Raw genomic sequence first — 19,620 nt, forward strand, 5'->3', positions numbered from 1 at the left:
CTGGTATAGGCAGCCCGCTCCTGCGGCGAGGTTTTGCCATTGATCTATTCAAAAATCCCCCCTGCTGATGCAAAGCCTCAATAATGTCTTTCATGTACCGTGTGCTGATCTGTGACGAAATGAACCCCGGCGAGCTGAACCATCAGGGGTTTGACATTGAATACATTCCGAACATGGCCCGGGAAGATGTCCTGCGCCGCCTGCCTGAGTTTGATGCCCTGATCACCCGTTCCCGCACCCGTGTGGACCAGGAACTCCTGGACGCTGGAACGAAACTGCGTGTGGTGGGCCGGGGTGGGGTGGGTGTGGACAACATCGACCTGGAGTATGCGTCCCGCAAGGGCATTCTGGTCCTGAACGCGCCCGAGTCCAACAACGTGTCTGCTGCAGAACTGGCGATTGCCCTCCTGCTGGCCTCTGCCCGTGGCCTGATCCGCACCCACACCAAAACGGTGAGTGGCGTGTGGGACCGCAAATTTCTTGGGGTGGAACTGAAAGACAAGACCCTGGGGATTGTCGGTCTGGGTCGCATTGGTTCCCTGGTGGCTGCCCGTGCCCTGGGCCTGAAGATGAAAGTGGTCGCCTTCGACCCTTACGTCACCGATGAGAAATTCAAGATGCTGGACGTGAAACGCGCCCAGACCCTGGATGAGCTTCTGGGTCAGGTGGATGCCCTCACCGTTCACACCCCCCTCACCGAGGAAACCGAAGCCATGGTGGGTGCCCGTGAACTGGCCCTGCTGAAAAAAGGTGCCATTGTGGTGAATGCGGCCCGGGGCAACATCATCGAAGAGCAGGCCCTGGTGGACGCTCTGCACAGCGGTCACCTGTTCGCTGCAGGCATCGACGTGTTCAAAGATGAGCCTCCGGCCAAAGACCACCCCTTCCTGACCGCGCCCAATCTGGCGATCACCGCCCACCTCGGGGCCAACACTGTGGAAGCCCAGGAGCGTGTGGGTGCAGAAATCGTGGACCGTGTGCTGGCCGCCCTCAAAGGGGACGTGTCCAGAGGTGCAGTGAATGCCCCTGCCATGGACGCCCACACCCAGGAGGTCCTCGGGCCGTACCTGGAAATTGCCCGTAAGCTCGGCAAAATCCAGGGGCAACTGCTCCCTGGTGCCAACGATCTGGAAGTGGAGTTCTATGGGGAATTCCCCGCAGACACCACTCCCATCGTGACCAGTGTGCTGGTGGGCTACCTGAGCGGCACCACCGAAGAAGCCCCCAACATGATCAACGCCCGCGCCCTTGCCAAAGAGCGTGGCCTGCGCGTTGGAACCCGTGCTCTGGAAGAAGCCGACTACTACCAGAACGAAATCCGCGTGATTGTCCGCCAGGGCGAGCGCAAGCGCACCGTGGGAGGAACCGCCTTCGGCAATGCACCCCGCCTGACCCGTCTGCGCAACTTCCGTGTGGAGCTTGAGCCCCAGGGTTACATCCTGATCTGCTCCAACATCGACAAGCCCGGTGCAGTGGCCGCCCTCTCCAACTACCTCGCCAGCCAGAACGTGAACATCGCAGGCATGGCCCTGGGCCGTTCCGAGAAAGGTGGAGAGGCCCTCTTCACCCTGACCCTGGACGACAAACTGAGCAGCCAGCAACTCGAAGCCATCCGGGCCCTGGATGTGATTGAGAGCGCCTACCTCGTAGAGGTCTGAAACCTACCGATGTCTAAGAACCTCTCCAGAATTCACTCTGGAGAGGTTCTTTGCTGTAAAACAACAGCACAACCACTCAATGGACTGAAAGAGGGTATCCAGGGGTCAGGAGTGGGCGTCCAGGCCCCCGAAATGAATCAACCTCGAAATCCGATAAAGGGCCTCCCGATGCAGATTTTGATGTTCTGGATCGTCTGATACTCTGGGATCTTTGAGATCACGGTCTGCCACCACCACAACATGTTCCCGTGCAATTACAGAAACCAGATCCCTTGAAAGGTCTGGAAGCTCCTCTTGCAGTTGCCCCCAGAGTTTTTGATGGAAAACAAAAAAGGGTGAGGGAAGGCTGATCAGATCACCCATCCAGATGCCTGAGTCCTGATTCTGACTGTGCCATTCAGCTTCGTCGATTTCTGAGATGCAACGTCCAAAAGTGGGCTCCAGCAGATCAAACAGCGGGTAAAGTAAAGGCATCAGGGATTTCAGGACCGTCTGGTCTGGATCATCCGCATGCCATTCAGGAGAACGGACAGACATCAACAGATGTTCTTGTTTCTGGATCAGACAATGGTGGTCACCAGCGATAGAAAGGGAAATTGGATTCCGATGGTTGCTTTCAGTGGTCAGGGCCAGTTGGAAACCCTTGAATTTGTGGTGGCCTCTGGTCAGCTGTTTTGATTGTTTGATGAGGTTGTTCCTCGTGTGTCCTCTGAGGTCCAGTGTCCCGGGCAAAGCGCTGGTGTTGGATGCTGAAAGCAGTTTCTGTATTCTCTGAGGTAAGGTCTGGGTTTGCAAAAACAGCATCAATTCAAATCGATTGGACATGCATCAAGCCTAACAGGAGTGCCCTGATTATGCTTGACGAATAATGCATACTGGTATACACTGTATACATCAGTCGCCCATTGAGGCGAATTTTTTGTTTTATTTCATCAACCAACAGAACGAACCAGAGGCCCGCTCCTGCAACCCCTTCTGCTTTTTGCCCTCGGCCTTCTGCCCTCTAGTCTTTTTGTCCTTGTTACACCAATTCCTTGCTAGACTCGGACCATGAGCGCATTCAACCGTCCACGTCTGCTTGCCCCGGGTCCTGTGGAAGTCTCGCCGGACACCTTGCGCAGCCTGTCCCAGACCCAGATCCACCACCGCACTCCTGAGGCCCGAAAAGCCGTTCTGGAAGCCAGAGAGAACCTCTCAAAACTCCTCGGAACCGATTTTGAGGTGCTGATCACCACCACCTCCGGGACCGGTGCTTTCGAGGCAGCCATTGTGAGCCTGCTGGAAGATGGAGCAGAAGTGGTGTGTGCCGAGGCCGGAAAATTCGGCAAACGCTGGGGCCAGATGGCCGAGAAGCTCGGTTATGGCGTGACTTACGTCAGCACCGAGTGGGGCAAGGCCCTCAGACCGGATGACGTTGCTGCTGCCGTGGAAGGCAAAAAAGCCCTGTTCATCACCCACAGTGAAACCAGCACAGGGGTGCTGCATGACCTTCAGGCCATTGCAAAAGCCGTGCGTGCGGTGAACCCTGACCTCCTGATCTATGTGGACGCTGTGACCAGCTTTGCGGTGGCTGAACTCCGCCCCACAGAGTGGGACCTGGATGTGATTGTTTCCGGTTCCCAGAAAGGTGTCGCTGCCCCTCCCGGCCTGGGTTTTGCCATGCTGTCCCCCAGGGCACTGGAGGTGCTGAATTCTGGCAAGGCCAATCCCAGACGCTATTACCTGGACCTCGCCAAGGAGCTGAAGAGCCAGAAGAACGGCGAGACCGCCCAGACCCCGGCCATCAACCTGATTCAGGCCCTGAATGTCAGCACATCCCGACTGGTCAGCATCCCTCTGGAAGACCTGTGGACCGAGAAGGAAAAAATGAACAATGCCCTGGTGGCCGCAGGTCTGGCCCTGGGCTGCACCAACTTCGCAGAACGGGTGTCTCCTGCGACGGCTGCACTGGTGCCCCCTGCTCCCCTCAGTGGAAAGCAGGTTGCTGATGCCATGAAGGCCAGAGGCGCACGTGCGGCTGCAGGTCAGGACGCCTTCAAGGACAGCATGTTCCGCATTTCCCTGATGGGCTATTACGACCGCTATGATGCGCTGGCTGTGGCTGGAATTCTGGAAGATGTCTTCGCTGGCCTGGGTGTGCAATTTGAACGTGGAGTGGCTGTAAAAGCAGCCTGGGACGCCCTGAAGAATGCTGCGCCTGAACTGGTGAGCAAGTAAGCAGAAGGCAGAAGGCACGGCGATGTTGCCTTCTGCTCTGTCTTGACCCTACTACGCGCTCACGGGACGGCCCGTTTCGCGCTGGGTCGCTCGGCCCTCGGCCCTCGGCTTCTTTTGATTGGCGCAGGCAGGTCATTGAGCAGCGACAAAGGAGCCTCAACCAGCACCCTGGAATTCAGCCAGACCCGGTAAGCTCCCGGTTTTCCGGTCTGGTCGTCGATTCTGGCAGCATCCTCCGGGTGGTAATGCCACCCCTGATGCACCCCGTGGTAGGCCAGCAGATCAAGGGCCTGCTCGAAGCGTTTCACGGCTCTGGAGTGGTGCCCCTGTCCATGCAGAAGTTCGGTTTCATGCAGCAGACAGGAGCGCTCCAGCAGCCTTTGGATGGTGAGGGTTTTCTGCTTGCGCCTGAGGTCCGGGCGGTCTGGTTCAGGCTGGCGGTCCTCCCGATACAGGTAGGCCAGTTCTGTCCCGATCTGTTTGGCCCACAGGGCAGAGGCAGGCCTTGAGGGCAGTTCCAGCAGGCTTCTGAAGATGCGGGCATAACTCTTCTCGAACAGCCTGGCCCATTCTCCAAGGGCCAGATGCCAGCGGAGGTAGAACACCTCACCTTCCAGTTCTCTGGGCTGGTCTTTTTCCATCACGGCCAGCACACGCATGGTTTTCTGGTCTTTGAGGGAGCGGTAAACCCTTTTGTGCTGTCCAGTGTCTGCTTCGAGTGTGCGGGCTTCCGGGGTGATGGTCATCCAGAGCCTCTCCAGATGCCCGAGGGCCTGTGCAATTTCCTGAAGTTGCTGGGGTCTGAAGCCACCTCTGGGGTGGGGTTTGAAGCCCATGGCCTTGCCCAGTTCCCGCAAGTCCAGGGTGAGGGTGCGGTAGATGCCACTCTGGCCTTCTTCCAGAGCAAGGGCCAGCAGCAACCTCCACACGTCCCCAGTTCTGGGGTCCAGGGTGTGAATGAGCCCTTCCAGATCGGCAAGCTTCAACCCATCCTGCTGGTACTCAAGTTGCAGGCCGTGGGTGACTGTTTGCGGGTAGCGGGGCAGGTCCTGCAGGCTCCAGCCCTCTGCGCTGCGCATTGCCCGGTCAATCATCTGGTAGGGACGGGCAGAGAGCACCTTGAGGTAAGGGTCTTTTGCGGTTCTGGTCGGAAAATCATAATGGTCTTTCAGCCACCCGGGAAGCCTGGGAGGAAGGCGGTAGTATCCTCCTCCGGTCTGGCTGCGAATGTGGATGATCCTTTCCTGCCACAGCAGGTTTCGCAGCTTTTCCAGGTAGGCGTCGCGGGCTTCCCGAAAATGCTGCAGTTCCTGGGCCAGCACGGGATCTTCAGGGAGGGCCATGCGAAAAACAGTGCCCTCATCGTCAGCGTTCTCCATTTCCCAGCGCAGCAGTCTGGCACTCCGGTCGGGAACGATGGGAAGTTCCGGGTGGTACAGCAGGTGGGTCAGGTTTTCTGCGGGCACCTGCTTTGCGTGGTCCATCACCCACAAAGAGGCCCTTGCAGGGGGGAACCACTCTGCAAGCGGATGGATCTGGCCTCCACTGCTCTGAAACAGGTTCTCATAGACCTGCAGGGTGAGCTGCACGTTCTCCTCACTGAAGCCCTGCAACATCCACCAGCGCCCCATCACCTCCTGCATGTCTTTCAGGGTGGGTTCCATGCCTCAGTGTAGGGCGTAGAGAAAGCCATCATCGCTGCCGATGTACAGCTCATTCCCGAAAGGCACCGGACTGCTGACCACATGATCTCCGGTGGTGAATTTCCATTTCAGCTGCCCTGTGCTGCGGTCCACTCCGTACACCGTGTTGTCGTAACTGCCTGTGAAGACCATGGAAGGGGTCACTGCGGGGGAGGAGAACAGGTACCCATCGGTGTTGTAGGCCCACACTTTCGCTCCAGTGTCCGCTTTGATGGCATACAGGTTGTGGCTGTCTGACCCTCCGATGTAAACCATGCCCTGATCGTAAGCAGGGGAAGAGGGCACCCAGGAGGGAGAATCTGGAAAGACCCAGAGGGATTCTCCATTTTTCAGGTCGATGCCCTGGGCACTGGTGCTGCCCCTGAGGCCCACAAAGAAGTTCTTGCCATCGGTGGATGCGGTGCTCTGGCCAATGTTGAAGATGATCCGGGTCCACTGCACCTCCCCGGTCTTTCTGTCCAGGCTGTAAAAGTTCTTGTCGTACCCGGCGACAATCAACTGGTCTCCCACCACTGTGGGTGTGGAACGCATGGGGGATTTTGCAGGAAGCTGAGATTTCCAGACTTCTGTTCCTGTGGCGGCATCCACCGCATAAACTGCGCCCATGTCGCTCCCGATGTACAGGATGCCATTTTCGATCACCGGAGAGGAACTGAAGAAATCCCATTCATCATAGGGATAGATCTGCTCTGCATCAAGTTGCAGTTTCCAGATGGGCTGTCCGGTCTGCTGGTCCAGGGCATAAAGGTACCCGTCATGTCCGCCAAAGTACACTTTGCCGTCTTGCACGGTGGCAGAGGAGTTGATGGGGGCGGTGGTCTGGTGCTTCCAGAGCAGTTCCCCAGAATCCCGCTTCACCGCGTAGAAGGTGCCGTCATTGCTGCCAAAATAGAGCGCATCTGCAGTCACTGCAGGGGTGGACCGCACAGGACCGCCCGTCTGGAACTTCCATTTCACCCCCTGCAGGGTTTCGGGACCGCTGGTCTGGTAGGTGCCAGAGTGCCGGGCATCTCCTCGAAAAGTCAGGCTCTGGGCATGGGCTAAGGGCAGGGCAAGCAGCAGGGTCAGGATCAGTTGTTTCATGTCCAACATTTTCCCAGACGGCCATTTTTCTGAATTTTTTCAATGTGGAGTTCTCTGGTTCTGGTTAGAAGATGTTTTTCTTTGCAGGACAGCTTTCCATGCTGCAAACTTAGCCACCTGATGTGGGGAAGCAGACCTGCAGGTGGGGGAGGAGTTCGCCATCTGGCGTACATTGAACTCCTCAGGCACTTTTTCTATGCTGAGACATGCGCTTCCCCCCCTGGTAACCTTCACAGTCCCACAACCTGGGCCGGGTCTCCATCCCACTTTCAAGGGATGGTGCAGAAACATGCACCGGGCTTTCCCCTCCTGAGCCAGAAGACAGACAGGCATCTGACTTCAGGCATCTCACAGAGGGGAAAACATGAAACCGACAGCAAAGAAAAAAACGGAATCTGGCCTGATGCTGCTGATGGCAGCGATCAGCATTGAATTCATGGACGAACTGGTGGATGGGGTGAGCGGAGCCGCATGGCCCCTCATCCAGCAGGATCTGTCTCTCTCCTACCTGCAGGTGGGCATTCTGCTGGGTGCCCCGGCACTGCTTGCCAACCTGATCGAGCCCATCCTCAGCCTCCTGGCAGATCTGGGATGGAGGAGAAGGCTGCTGTTGTGGGGAGGGGTGGGCTACACCATCGGCATGGCCCTGATTGCCATGGTGGGTGGTTTCTGGGGACTGCTGGCGGCAATGGTGCTGTATTACCCTGCATCAGGCATGTTCGTGAACCTGATGCAGGCGGCCTGGATGGATGCAGAGCCCGAAAGGCGGGAGCAGAACATGGCAAAGTGGGCCCTGGCAGGCTCAGTGGGCAATGTGCTGGGACCTCTGTTGATCAGCTTCCTTGCTTTTCTGGGTCTGGGCTGGCGGCCCGGGTTCGTCTTGCTGGCCGTCCTGATGGGACTTGCCCTTTGGTTTGCCTTCCGCATCCGTCACCTGCTGGAAGAACCCGCACCTCCCACAGAACAGGAAACCCTGCTTGAGGGTCTGAAAGGGGCAGGTCAGGCCCTGCTGAAAAAAGACGTGCGGCTGTACCTGATCCTGCTGGAATTCGCCAACCTGATGCTGGACATCTTCCGGGGTTTCATCGCCCTGTATTTCGTGGATGTGGTGGGCACAGGAGAAGCACAGGCCGCCCTGGCCGTCACTGTCCTGACCGGAGTGGGCCTGCTGGGAGATGCCCTGGTGGTGCCCCTGCTGGAAAGGGTTTCTGGTCTGGCCTACATGCGGGTCAGTGTGGTCCTGATCCTGCTGCTCTTCCCAATTTTCATGCTCACTCCAGGACTTGTGCCCAAACTTGTCCTGCTGGGCCTTCTGGGCATCCTGACCTCAGGCTGGTACGCAATCCTGCAGGCCCGACTGTACGCCAGCCTTCCCGAAAAAAGTGGCACAGTTCTGGCCCTGGGAAGCATTGCAGGACTTGTGGGAGGTCTTTTCCCTCTCCTGCTGGGGGCCTGGGCGCAACTGTACGGCCTGAACTCGGCCATGTGGCTCCTGATTGCAGGACCTGTGGTTTTGCTGCTGGGGTTGCCTGCAAGGGACCGGATGCTGGGGAAGGGGGTGTGAGGACAGCTGCCGAGGGCCGAGAGCCGAGGGCTGAGGGCTTTTTAAGCCCTGGCAGTTGCGTTTCTGGTGTTGGCTGATGAATGAAGGAAACCATGGCTGTTCTGGTAAATCTCATTTCTGTCGATTGGGCCGGGCTGTTGGCCTGCCCTACGATGTGGCCCAGATTTCGCATCCTGCTCTGGGCTTTTTGCCCTCGGCCCTCGGCTCTTGGCCCTTCACGGCACCACTTCACTGGTCAGGCTGTGCAAAAACGCCACCAGATCATCAATGTCCTCGGGAGCCAGATCGTTTTCGTGGGTGTTGGCCTCCTGCAGGACGGCGAGTTTCAGGCTGGAGGTGCTGCCATCGTGGAAGTAGGGGAAGGTGACGGCCACATTCCTGAGGCTGGGCGTGCGGAATCTGGCGGTGTCCAGTGGGTCACGGGTCACCATGAAACGGCCCATCTCTGCCACTTCTGGGTGGGTCAGGATGGCGTCCCCAAGAGGCATTTTTGCTGCCATGTCCAGTTTGCTTTTCAGCAAGGGGATGTCCGTGAAGGCCAGAGAGGTGCTCAGTGTGCTTCCGCTGACATGGAACTTCTCATCGGTGAAGAGGGCATGTTCTTTGTTGATGGTGTGGCAGGCGGTGCACCTGCCCTGGTTTCTGAAGATGGAGAGGCCCCGTTTCTGGGCTGCAGACAGAGCCGTCTGGTGCTTGCCGTACTCATAACGGTCAAAAGCAGAGTTCCCGAAGTTCAGGGTGCTCAGGAAGGCCGTGAGGGCTTTTGCAAGGTTGCTGCTCTGGATGGGCTGAGCATCATCAGGGAAAGCCTGTTTGAAGCTCTGCTGGTAAGCAGGATCTTTTTTCAGTCTTGCCAGCACCTCATCGAGGTTTTTCATGCCCATCTCCCGCACATTGGTGAAGGGGGCCAGCACAGCCTCCTCCAGGGTGCCAATCCTCCCATCCCACATGAAGGTGTTCAGGAAAGTCACGTTCATCAGGCTGGGTCCGTTGCGGGTGCCCAGTTTGAAATCCACCCCACGCCCGGTGCTCTGGTTGTCTGCGAAAGCGGTGGCAGGACTGTGACAGCTGTAGCACGCCACATGGCTGTCCCGGCTGAGGGTGTTGTCAAAGAACACCTTCGATCCCAGCCGAACCACAGCTTCTGGTGCAGCAGGAGGCAGCGGAGGGAGCCCCAGGGCGTACTCCGGGTTGCCAGAAGGCCCTGCGGCCATCAGGCCAAACAGGGAAATGAGCAGCAGACTTTTGACGGGGGACACCATGCCAACCTCCTTGGAATGAGAGGGCCTGCAGACCCCGCAAGAGGTCTGTGGTGAAAGGCTGCTCTGGACACCTGCGCATTCTGGATGAGGTCAGGATGCAGGTGGGGTCAGATGGGGGAAATGAATTCTACCTCTGAGAGTGCCGCTGGCGTGTTGCTGCAGAGCCTTTCATTTTTTGCCCTCGGCCCTCGGCCTCTGCTCAGTTGCTCGTGTAAACCCCGGTTTTGGGAATCTCTTTGAAGCTCCCATCCAGTGTGGTGGGCAGGGCGAGCAGCAGGGCTGGTAGGGGTTGCCTGTCACTGGCAGCAAAAGGGGCGGTGTGTGAGGCCCGCTGAAAGCTGTCCCAGGTGGGATGCAACTGGATGGAGGTAAAGTTGTACCCCAGCTCGAAATTCAGGGTGCCGTCTCTGGAGGCGGGAACCACGTCCATGCTGAATTCCAGACCGGAGGGGGTGCGGTGGGCAGAGACCAGGGCGTAAATTTCTCCCGCACCTCTGGGGGCAGAGAGAAAGTAGAAGCTGCGGTTGTACTGGCTGGAGGGGGTCGCAAACTGAAAGCGTCCATCCAGGTAGTTGCTGGAAACAATGCGTTGCAGTTCGCTGATGTAGATCGGGTGCGCCGTGAGGGGGCGTTCCGGGGTGCCCAGGGAGACGCGGGTGTTTTCCACCGAGAGCACAGGGTTGGTCCAGCCATCCACCTTGACAGGTCCGGCCTGTTGCAGGGCGAGGAGCAGGTAGGAGATGTTCACGAAGGGCTGGTCGTTCCAGCGCAGGCTGGGGGTGCGGGCAAGCCTGTTGCCTTCGTACAGGAAGCGGGTCCCGTGAGGGGGTTCTGGAAATTCCACGGGTGCTGCAATCCCCAGGTTGTCCAGCAGTTCCTGGGCCTGTTGTCGCTGGATGAAGGCCTCGTTGGTGAGGGCCAGAACAGGCAGGTGAGACCGAAAGAGACCAGGGCTGAGGGCCACCACCAGGGCGGCCAGCATCAGGGTTCGCATCAGGGTGGGGTTCCAGTGCACATGCCGGAAACTGGAGCCCACCGCTCCGGGTGCCCCGAGTTCTTCGAGGGTGCGGCTCACGGCTTCGGGTCTGGGGAGGCCCGAGGCCATCAATTCATGGGTGCGTTCCTCGATGTGTCCGCGCAGTTCCAGGGCGACCAGGTGTCTGCTTTTGGGGGGCAGGCCACGGGTGCAGATCTGGATGTAACGCTCGGCGCGGCTCATCATGGTTTACCGCCAGAGGGATTCCACGGTGCGGGTGAAGGTGGTGAATTCGTTGCGTCTGCGGTCCAGGTCCACTTTGCCCTCATCGGTGAGCCAGTAATACTTGACCAGACTGCCCCCTTTGGGTGCGGGACGGAATTCTCCAGACAGCAGTCCTGCCTGTTCCAGACGGTGCAGTGCGGGGTAGAGGCTGCCCACTTTCAGGTCAAAATAGCCTGCAGTGCGGTCCTGGGCTTCTTTGCTGATTTCCAGTCCATATTTGGCCTCCCCCTCCAGAATGCTGAGCAGGATCAGGTCCAGATGGCCTTTGATGAGGTTTGCGTCCATGGTCACTCCACTGGTTTTAGATTATCTATATCGTGATCCGATACGCTTGAAAAGTCAAGTTGAAATGAATCTTCAACCCGGTGCAGACAGGAAGATTCACACCTTTTAGACTGAAAAAAAGCCCTGGCCTGATGCTGTCAAGAAACCCATCTGCATGAAATGACCGATGTTCCAGGCGGTCCAGACATGCCATTCTGAAGAAGGAGGCATCCATGACAGTCAAATCTTATTCCCCGTATCGTGCTTTGATTCAACCTGCTGCTTATTTTTCTTCTCTGGTCCGCACCTATCCGAACAATGGGCGCATCTTTGTGTGGTTCCTGATCTGCTCTTTCATTCCGGTGCTCTGCACCCTCGCCAGTTACAAAAAAGGGTCTGGGTGGAAAGCCCACCGGCTTCAGCCGTGAGATGCAGAACCCAGGCCGCCCGCAGGGTGGCGGTGCTGCAGCTCATGGCCTTAGGCTCTGGTTTTTACGCTTGAAAACCTAGCGTAAAAACAATAAAATAGGGGTGTGATGGTGCTGGAGTACAAACTGGTGGCCGCGGAAGAACAAAGGCGCAGAATGGATAAAGCCATCCGTACTGCCCAATTCGTCCGTAACCACTGTTTGCGCTACTGGATGGACGGAGAGAACGTCGGCAAAAACGACATCTACAAGCACACCACGAAACTCAGGGCGGAGTTTGAGTGGGCCAAAAAGCTCAACTCCACCGCCGTACAAGCCGCAGGGGAACGGGCATGGAGTGCCATCTCCCGCTTCTACGACAACCACAAAAGGGGGATCAAGCCTGTGGGCTACCCCAAATTCAAGAAGAACGTTCGCTCGGTGGAGTACAAACAGTCAGGTTGGAAGTTGGACGCCCACAACAAACGTTTGACCCTGACGGACGGGTTCAAGATTGGGGTCATGAAGCTGCTCGGCAAGTGGGACTTGATGCTCTACCGTCAAGAAGACATCAAGCGCCTGCGGATCGTGAAGCGAGCGGACGGCTACTATGCCCAGTTCCTTGTGGATGCCCAGAGGCACTTTGACCTTGAACCCAGTGGGAAAACCATTGGTCTTGATGTGGGGCTCAAGTCGTTCTATACAGACTCCAGGGGGTACGAAGAACCCAACCCACGCTTCTACCGCAAGGCCGAAAGGGCACTGAAGAAATTGCAGCGCCGGATCAGCCGAAAGGTGAAGGGCTCCAAGAATCGCCAAAAAGCAGTGATGAAACTGGGCAGGAAGCACCTGAAAATTCAACGTCAGCGTAAAGACCATGCCGTCAAACTGGCACGGTGCGTAGTCATGTCTCACGACGTGGTGGCGTTTGAAGATCTCAAGGTCAGGAACATGATCAAGAACCGCAAATTGAGCAAGAGCATTCAGGATGCAGGCTGGCGAGAGTTCCGCCGGTGGATTGAATCCTTTGCAAAAATCATGGGCAAAATCGCCATTCCTGTGAACCCTGCTTATACCTCCCAGATGTGCTCTAGATGTGGTGTGAGGGTCAAAAAGGATCTGAAGACCAGAATGCATATGTGTGGGTGCGGGGTGGTGCTAGACCGTGACCACAACGCAGCAATCAACATCCTAAAAGTTGGACTCCGTATGGTGGGGCACACTAGAACGGCTGGAGTCATCCAGGAAACGCTTGTGGAGATGGAAGAAGACCTCAATTCTGGGGCATCTGTCGATGAAGCAAGAATCCCACCCCTTTAGGGGTGTGGAGTGTCAAATCCGTTTTTATGCTGCGATGGAATCCAGTCATTCGGTGGTGCTGTACATCGGGATTTTCCTCAGTGGCTTTTTTTCAGAGGTCTTCTGGTGGTTTCTGGTGCTTGTGGTGGGTTACCTGTGGCTTGGCCCCAACGCCAGAGCGGCAGAAATCGGAGTGGCCTCCCTCACCCCGTTTTTGCTGTGGGGCATCGTGCTGCTCATTGGAGGGCTGATGCTGCCCTTCCCGGCAGACCTTGAAGCCACCAGAGCCCTGCTGGAAAAAGAACTGCAGTACTACAACTCCAGTGATGTGGCCCGTGTGCTTTTTGCCCAGATTCAGGACTCCTGGCCTTACCGCATGATGCTTTACTCCGGAGTGGTGGCTTTTGTGTATCAGGCTGTGCTTTTTCTGGTGGGGTTCAGACAGGCAGGGCTCTCCTGGGTGAAGACCCTGCTGGCTGTACTCGTTCTGACTTTTCTTCACGTGGTTTTTCAGTACAACATGAATGCCACCTGGCGTTTTCTGGACCACGGCATCGTCACTGAAAAAGTGACCATCGCCCCCACGGAAGAGTAGACCCGGGCAGCACCACAAACATTGCAACGGAGGGTGTAGACGCACCCTCCGAATTGCTGGATCATGGAGATGTCGGTCAAAAAAGGGAACTCCAGCCTCTGAACTCACGTACATCCTGTCAGGACGGATTAAAGGAGAACACATGCTCAACACGCAACTGAAATTGCACCGCGAGTTTCTGCTGGCCCACGTTGAGGGTCAGAAGCTGTTTGCGATGCTGACTTTGACCCCCTCCCAGGAAGCCACCCAGGCCAGACCTCAACTGGATGTGGCTTTCGTGGTGGACACCTCAGGCAGCATGTACGAGGTGGTCACCAAGCCCACCAAACGCACCGGACAGACCATGCAGGTGGATGGCAAAACCTATGAAGTGGTGGAGGGAGCCAGAAGCAAGATTGAACTGGTGGTGGAATCCCTCAAGAACATCTTCAATTCGGGCCTCCTGATGGAAGACGACCGGATTGCCCTGATCAAGTTCGATGATCGGGCCAAAGTGCTGCTGCCCTTCACCCCTGCGAAGGACAAGAAGGCCCTGCTGGATGCTGCCGGTCTGCTGACCAAATTTTCCGGCGGAACCCACATGGGTGCAGGCATGAAAGAGGCCGCTGCCCTGCTGGAAAAAGAAAGTGGCAGCCGCCGCATGATTCTGCTCTCAGACGGCCAGACGTTCGATGAAGCAGTCTGTCAGAGTGCCGCAGAGTTCTACGTCAAAAACCGCATCCCTGTGACCACTGTGGGTGTGGGAGATGATGTGAACACCGACCTTCTGCTCGACCTCACCAACCGCACCCAGGGTCAGGCCTTTGACGTGGTTCCAGACAACCAGAACCCCCAGCCTCCATCTGTGCGGGCCAGTGACCTGCCCAAATCCCTGCTTGGGGACATCAAGCAGGCCGCAGCGCAGGTGATCACCAACGTGGAACTGAGCGTTCGCACCGTGAAAGACGTGGAACTCACCCGCGTGACCCGCGTTTCTCCCACCCAGACCGAAGTGGACCTCAGAACCAGTCCCTTCCCCCTCGGCAACATCGAGGCCGGACAGGGCAGCATTTTCATTCTGGAATTCACCCTGCCTGCCCGCATCCCTGCCCGGGTGCGTCTGGCCCAGATTGGCCTCACCTACTTGGTTCCCGGCAAGCAATTCAGAGGGGAACTCCCCCCCATGGACGTGGTCGCAGAATTCACCAGCGATGAAACCCGCGCAGGGGTGATCGCTCCAGAAGTGATGCAGTGGGTGCAGCAGCGCAACATCGAGATGCTGGTTGCACAGGCCACCAAAGAAGCCCAGCAAAACCCGCAGCAGGCCCAGAAGACCCTGGAACTGGCCCGCAGCATGACCCAGAGGCTCGGGAACAACAACATGACCCAGGCTTTAGACCGCGCCCTGGAAGAACTCAACACCTCCAAGACCATCAGCCTGGGCACCGCCAAGACCCTGAGGATCGGGGCCAAAACCCAGACCATCCAGTCCGGTCAGAACCTGCCTTCTGATGAGGAAATCCGCCGCATCACCGGAGCCTGAGTGATCTGTCCTGCCTGCTCCTCTCCCTTGAACGCGACACCTGAGCGTTGCCCCAGGTGTGGTTCACCCCTGTCCTACAGTGCAGACCTGCCTGTGGGAAGCCTCCTGCATGGCGGGCGGTACAGAGTGAATCGGGTGATCGGGCAGGGCGGATTTGGCATCACCTATCTGGCAGAAGACCTGAACCTGCACCGAGAGGTTGCCATCAAGGAGCTTTTCCCACAGGGATGCACCCGTCAGGGAACGCTGGTTTTGCCTGTCACGGGCAGCCTGGAACTGCTGGAACACACCCGCAAGGACTTCCTGAAAGAAGGACAGGCCCTCGCAAAATTCCAGCATCCTGGCATTGTAAAGGTGCTCGACACCTTCGAGGAGAACCACACCGCCTATCTGGTGATGGAACTCCTGCAGGGAGAAACCCTTGGTGAGAAACTTCAGACGGGCGTCTTCTCGCCAGAGGACACTTTAAAAATTGCCATTCGCAGCGCAGAAGCCCTGGCCGCCATTCACGACAAGGGACTCCTGCACCGCGACATCAAACCTGAAAACCTCTTTCTGGAAAACTCGGGCCGGATGGTGCTGATCGATTTCGGCTCCACCCGCCCGTTCCAGAGTGAAAAGACCATGCAGTACACCCGCATGGTCACGCCCGGGTACGCTGCCCCCGAGCAGTACGCCACCCAGGCCAAATTTGCCCCCTACACCGACATCTACGCCCTCGGAGCGACGCTCTATCACGCGCTGACGGGCACGCCGCCTGTCCAGGCCACCGACCGCCTTCTGGGCATGAAACTTCCCGACCTTCCCCCAGGGGTGCCTGCACTGCTCAGAAACGCCATTCAGCGTTCACTGAGCCTGAACGTGCAGGAGCGGCCCCAGAGTGCCCATGAACTGCTGCGCATGCTGCAGGGAGACTTGAAAAGCAAACCCGTGCCTGTTCCGGCCCCACCTTTACCTGTGCCCTCTGTCCCCACGTCCCAGGCCCGCAAAGCGGAAATGGCAAGCTGGGTGTTCCTGGGACTCGGTGCCCTGGTGGGTTACCGTTACGGCTGGTGGGAAGGTGCCCTGATTGCAGGAGCCCTCGGATTCTTCCTGGGTCGCCTCCTGTGGTGGTGCCTGCCTTTCTTGCTCCCTGTATTTGCATTCTGGGCTGGAACGCGCATCAGCCAGGAGTTTGCTTTCTCTGGACTGGGCCAGCTCACCGTGGGGGCCATAGGGGCTTATGCTGGGATCAAAGTGGTGAAATGGATCAGACGCTGACCCTGAGGTCAGCAAAGTGCATTGCAACGAACAACAGGCCGCCCTGCGCGTCCCATTTGAAAGGAGTCAACATGATTGTTTGCCAAGTCTGCGGAACCCAGAACCCCGATGGTGCACGCTTCTGCGATGGTTGCGGTGTGGAACTGGCCGCCACCCCCTCCACTCCTTCTCCCGAAGTCCGGGACACCCCCCTTCCCGAGAACAGCACCTGGGACAGCAATGTGGTGCCCCCCACCCCACCCCTGAATCAGCCGGACATCCAGGAACCCATCTCCCAGAATGACCCTCTGGCAGGCTCCAGCACCCCTGTCCCCACCCCTGAGGTGGTCGAGGAACCCCTGGAGGACGTGCAACCCTCCACCCCTGTGCAGGAGAGCGCCAGTGGACCGATCACCCCTGACAGCACCGATCAGGCCACACCTGCATCTGAAACGGTCTCTGAACCCCTCTCTGAGCCTGTCTCCATGAACAAATCCGAGCCTGCTCCAGAAGTGGCCCCAGAACCCACCCCTGAACCCACCCCGGTGGAAACCCCTGCTGCTCCCTCTGCGCCTGCCAGTGGTGGCCTGGTCCCTGCCAAGCTTGCCATCAAGAAGTACGGGGTGCTCTCCGGGGACAGCATTCCTCTGGCTGCAGGTGCCCTCACTGTGGGCCGCTTCGATGCCTCCACCGGTCCTGTGGACATCGACGTGACCGGGCTTCCCGGTTCTGAGCATGTCTCCCGCCGCCATGCCCAGGTGTTCTTCGAAAATGGCCAGTGGAAAGTCAAAGACCTTGGCTCGACCAACGGGGTGTTCGTCCGCAAATCCGGAGAGGTGAATTTCGGTCCCCGCATTGCGGAACCCACCGCCCTGACCAATGGGGATGAAATCGCCTTCGGGAACCTGCTGATGATCTTCCAGGAGGACTGAGATGACCGACCCACGTCCACAGGACGGCACAGACACCCGCGAAGAGGACGACACCTCCTCTTCCGGGCCTGCCACGCCCTCTGTCACCGACGCCACCGAACAGACCCCGGCAGTGGTGGCCCCAGAGCCGCACGAGATGCCAGACGCCCCGGCAACCCCTCTGGTGGACACTGCGGAAGATCTGGTGACTGATGTGCAGACGGCAGAAGACAGCACCACAGTCATTGCTCCGGTGAATGAAGAAGGTCTAGAGCCTCAGGATGTTCTGGAAGAGCAGACCTTTGACTTTGAAAGCCCTCATGTTGACCCTGAGCTTGAGAAGCAGATCGAGGAACAGGTGCAGTCGGTCCATGGTGCTCATGAGCCAGGAACAGAGCCTGAAGTTCCGGTGACCGAGCCCGGACAGGAAGTCCCTGAAGACCTGCCTCCTGCCCCCACCGAAACCCCCGATCAGGACCTCCCCCCTGCACAGGACACCCCTGCCATCAAGGACCCTGAGCCTGAAGGCGAAATTCGAGCCCAGGAAGAGGACGGGGAAGAAAATCCAGCCCCCGAAGTGCATCTGCCTGAGACCCTGGAGCCCGTTCCAGCCATTCAGGTGAGTTTTCCGGTGCCCCAGGTGGAGGTCCCTGAGTCCCCAGACCAACCCCTGGAGGCCACAGCAGCGGATGACTTTCTGGAAGAAGAAATCCTTCCTTCCACCTTCGAAGAGCCCACCCTGAAGCTCGAAGAAACCCAGCAGTGGGGCAATGTGAACTTCAAGGTGACAGATGCACTGGCACGGGGATGGTTCAAGGCCACCTCAGACAGTGGTCAGGGGTTGCTGGTTCACATGCAGCCCCAGGCCCTGTGGGGCAGCCTCCTTGCTCACCGGATCGCTCCCAGAGCCCTGTACTCCGGTGCCGAAGGGGTGATCTTTCCAGACACCCCGGGAGAGGTCCTCACCTTCCCGCGCAGTTTTCCAGAAGCCCTGGGTCTGATTGAGGCCCTCAGCCAGTACCTGTTCAGCCTCTTCAAGCAGGGGTACGCCCTGATCGACCTGGACCCGGACGGTCTGGTCATGACCCCCGAAGGCCTGAGGCTGCGTTTTCCACCCCGACTGGCAAGGCTCGGTGAGCCTGTGACCACCGTATACCGGGAAGGTTTCACAGCCCCCGAAGTGATGTCCGGGCTTGCGGCCACAGGAAAAGAAGGGGTGTACTTCCTGGGTGCCCTGCTGTACCGCCTGATGACCGGAGAACTGCTCCCGGCAGAAGGGGCTTCCCGCACCCTGCTGAACACCATTCAGGTTTCCGGGGTGCCCCAGGTGCTCTATCAGGCCCTGCAACCCGCCAGCAAGCGGGTCAATCCTGAACAGTGGCGTTCCGCTTTGAACCTGCTGAAGATTCCACCCACTGTGGAATGGAAAGTGGTGGCCCGATCCACCGTGGGCCTCAACCCGGACCGCCCGGTCAACGAGGACTCCTACGCCTACCGGACCGAGCAAATCTACACCCACCACCTGCGCCAGACCCTGCTGATTGCCTGCGTTTCGGACGGAATGGGTGGCATGGAAGCTGGAGAGGTCGCCTCTCAGGCCGCTGTGGGAACCTTTCTGAAGGTGGCAGGCACCGACAACATCGAAGACGCCATCTGGAAATGCAACCAGGCCGTGCTCGATGACATGAACGGACGGGACGGAGGCTGCACTTTCTCCGGGATCGTGGCCAGAGACAGTCAGGTGATCCTCGGGCATGTGGGAGACACCCGCGCTTACCAGTTCTCGGGCTGCGTGCTGAAACAGATCAGCAAAGACCACTCTCTGGTCGCCGCCCTGGTCGCCAGTGGCATGATGACCGCCGAGGAAGCTGAACAGAGCCCGGACCGCAACAAGGTGCTGCGCTCCCTCGGGTCCCTCAAGCAGCGCCAGACCGATTACGTCATGCAGCACACCTTCACTGTGGCCGTCGGAGACCGCATCCTGCTGCTCAGCGACGGGGTGTGGGGAGAGGTCGGCTTCGATGACCTGCAGGGCTTCATGGAACTCCCCCTGGAGCAGGCCGCAGACCGCATGATCCAGGCCAGTCTGGCCTCGGGGGCACCAGACAACGCCACCGTGCTGATTGCAGAACGCATCCAGTGACTTTCAGCCAGAAAGAAAGCCCGGTCAGCCGGGCTTTTTCTCATGGGGCAACACCAGCATCCCAGAGTGCTCCGAAAGGGCCACCAGCAGCACCTCCTCAAAATGCTTGTAGCTCGAATGCTCCCACAGGTGCGGTTTTTTCTCGTAGATGCCCAGCAACTGCTCATGCAACCCTTTCACCTGAGACTGCATCAGGCGCACCCTGAAGCCCTCCTGCAGGTTCAGGGAGGTGCCCTCCACGGCTTCCCACAACCCCTTCAGGTCCTGGTGTTCACGGAGGGACATGAAACCCAGAAAACGCAATCCCGTCAGGGTTTCCGGCTCGCTGGCATGGTCGGCAATGGCGTAGAAATGGAGCATATTGTGTAAGAGTTTAGCATTCGGTGAGAGCAGAAGGCCGAATGCCAAATACAAAATTCTGCTTTGGCTTTCTGCTGTCTGCTCCCTTACCTGTCCTTCTTCTTCCGCGTCCCGAACCAGATCACCACAGCC

Annotated in this window: 17 protein-coding genes; 10 read left to right on the top strand and 7 right to left on the bottom strand. The window is 58.1% G+C overall.

All coding sequences use genetic code 11. From position 1 onward, the window contains the following. The first annotated feature begins 92 nt into the window (after window positions 1-92). On the top strand, window positions 93-1,658 hold the full coding sequence (gene serA, locus DC3_RS24485) for a phosphoglycerate dehydrogenase (protein WP_186816240.1): 1,566 nt from the start codon (window positions 93-95) through the stop codon (window positions 1,656-1,658). A gap of 105 nt (window positions 1,659-1,763) precedes the next feature. Here the strand turns inward: serA and DC3_RS24490 are convergent, their stop codons facing one another. Further along, window positions 1,764-2,195: a hypothetical protein gene (locus DC3_RS24490; protein ID WP_146889753.1), complete on the bottom strand. Its 432-nt coding sequence runs from the start codon at window positions 2,193-2,195 to the stop codon at window positions 1,764-1,766. 513 nt (window positions 2,196-2,708) lie between these two features. Here DC3_RS24490 and DC3_RS24495 point away from each other — a divergent pair. Continuing rightward, window positions 2,709-3,875 (top strand): pyridoxal-phosphate-dependent aminotransferase family protein, encoded by a 1,167-nt coding sequence (locus tag DC3_RS24495; protein ID WP_146889756.1) that lies wholly within the window; start codon window positions 2,709-2,711, stop codon window positions 3,873-3,875. Window positions 3,876-3,934: 59 nt separating this feature from the next. On the opposite strand, the gene DC3_RS24500 is transcribed toward DC3_RS24495, so the two are convergent. Next, a complete protein-coding gene (locus DC3_RS24500) occupies window positions 3,935-5,539 on the bottom strand; it encodes a hypothetical protein (RefSeq protein ID WP_146889759.1) in 1,605 nt (534 codons plus the stop codon). Window positions 5,540-5,542: 3 nt separating this feature from the next. After that, window positions 5,543-6,661 carry an outer membrane protein assembly factor BamB family protein gene (locus DC3_RS24505; protein ID WP_186816241.1) on the bottom strand — a complete coding sequence of 373 codons (1,119 nt, stop codon included), beginning with the start codon at window positions 6,659-6,661 and terminating at the stop codon, window positions 5,543-5,545. Between the two features lie 364 nt (window positions 6,662-7,025). On the opposite strand from DC3_RS24505, the gene DC3_RS24510 reads away from it, so the two are divergent. Beyond that, window positions 7,026-8,225 (top strand): MFS transporter, encoded by a 1,200-nt coding sequence (locus DC3_RS24510; RefSeq protein ID WP_146889765.1) that lies wholly within the window; start codon window positions 7,026-7,028, stop codon window positions 8,223-8,225. A gap of 215 nt (window positions 8,226-8,440) precedes the next feature. Here the strand turns inward: DC3_RS24510 and DC3_RS24515 are convergent, their stop codons facing one another. The 3 genes from DC3_RS24515 to DC3_RS24525 form a co-directional block, all read right to left on the bottom strand. Then, window positions 8,441-9,487: a cytochrome-c peroxidase gene (locus DC3_RS24515; protein WP_146889768.1), complete on the bottom strand. Its 1,047-nt coding sequence runs from the start codon at window positions 9,485-9,487 to the stop codon at window positions 8,441-8,443. 199 nt (window positions 9,488-9,686) lie between these two features. Continuing rightward, window positions 9,687-10,709 carry a permease prefix domain 1-containing protein gene (locus DC3_RS24520; RefSeq protein WP_146889771.1) on the bottom strand — a complete coding sequence of 341 codons (1,023 nt, stop codon included), beginning with the start codon at window positions 10,707-10,709 and terminating at the stop codon, window positions 9,687-9,689. A gap of 3 nt (window positions 10,710-10,712) precedes the next feature. Further along, complete coding sequence (locus DC3_RS24525) at window positions 10,713-11,033, bottom strand: PadR family transcriptional regulator (protein WP_146889774.1); 321 nt, start codon at window positions 11,031-11,033, stop codon at window positions 10,713-10,715. A 212-nt stretch (window positions 11,034-11,245) separates the two neighbouring features. On the opposite strand from DC3_RS24525, the gene DC3_RS24530 reads away from it, so the two are divergent. The 7 genes from DC3_RS24530 to DC3_RS24560 all read left to right on the top strand — a co-directional run bounded on the left by DC3_RS24530 (window position 11,246) and on the right by DC3_RS24560 (window position 19,128). Then, window positions 11,246-11,440 carry a hypothetical protein gene (locus DC3_RS24530; protein WP_146889777.1) on the top strand — a complete coding sequence of 65 codons (195 nt, stop codon included), beginning with the start codon at window positions 11,246-11,248 and terminating at the stop codon, window positions 11,438-11,440. Window positions 11,441-11,548: 108 nt separating this feature from the next. After that, window positions 11,549-12,739 carry an RNA-guided endonuclease InsQ/TnpB family protein gene (locus DC3_RS24535; protein WP_246130804.1) on the top strand — a complete coding sequence of 397 codons (1,191 nt, stop codon included), beginning with the start codon at window positions 11,549-11,551 and terminating at the stop codon, window positions 12,737-12,739. A gap of 34 nt (window positions 12,740-12,773) precedes the next feature. Beyond that, entirely contained in the window at window positions 12,774-13,313 is a 540-nt protein-coding gene (locus DC3_RS24540; RefSeq protein WP_146889784.1) for a hypothetical protein, read from the top strand. Between the two features lie 142 nt (window positions 13,314-13,455). Next, entirely contained in the window at window positions 13,456-14,835 is a 1,380-nt protein-coding gene (locus DC3_RS24545; RefSeq protein WP_146889787.1) for a vWA domain-containing protein, read from the top strand. Window positions 14,836-14,862: 27 nt separating this feature from the next. Next, window positions 14,863-16,095 (top strand): serine/threonine-protein kinase, encoded by a 1,233-nt coding sequence (locus DC3_RS24550; RefSeq protein ID WP_186816242.1) that lies wholly within the window; start codon window positions 14,863-14,865, stop codon window positions 16,093-16,095. A gap of 71 nt (window positions 16,096-16,166) precedes the next feature. Next, window positions 16,167-17,006, top strand: a complete 840-nt coding sequence (locus DC3_RS24555) for an FHA domain-containing protein (protein WP_146889793.1) — start codon at window positions 16,167-16,169, stop codon at window positions 17,004-17,006. A 1-nt stretch (window position 17,007) separates the two neighbouring features. Next, the gene (locus tag DC3_RS24560) at window positions 17,008-19,128 is read left to right on the top strand and encodes a PP2C family protein-serine/threonine phosphatase (protein WP_146889796.1); all 2,121 of its coding nucleotides are present in this window, start codon (window positions 17,008-17,010) and stop codon (window positions 19,126-19,128) included. Window positions 19,129-19,152: 24 nt separating this feature from the next. Here the strand turns inward: DC3_RS24560 and DC3_RS24565 are convergent, their stop codons facing one another. After that, complete coding sequence (locus DC3_RS24565) at window positions 19,153-19,488, bottom strand: hypothetical protein (protein ID WP_146889799.1); 336 nt, start codon at window positions 19,486-19,488, stop codon at window positions 19,153-19,155. Between the last annotated feature and the right edge of the window lie 132 nt (window positions 19,489-19,620).

The sequence above is a fragment of the Deinococcus cellulosilyticus NBRC 106333 = KACC 11606 genome (genome assembly GCF_007990775.1).
In the GTDB taxonomy this organism is placed as follows: domain Bacteria; phylum Deinococcota; class Deinococci; order Deinococcales; family Deinococcaceae; genus Deinococcus_C; species Deinococcus_C cellulosilyticus.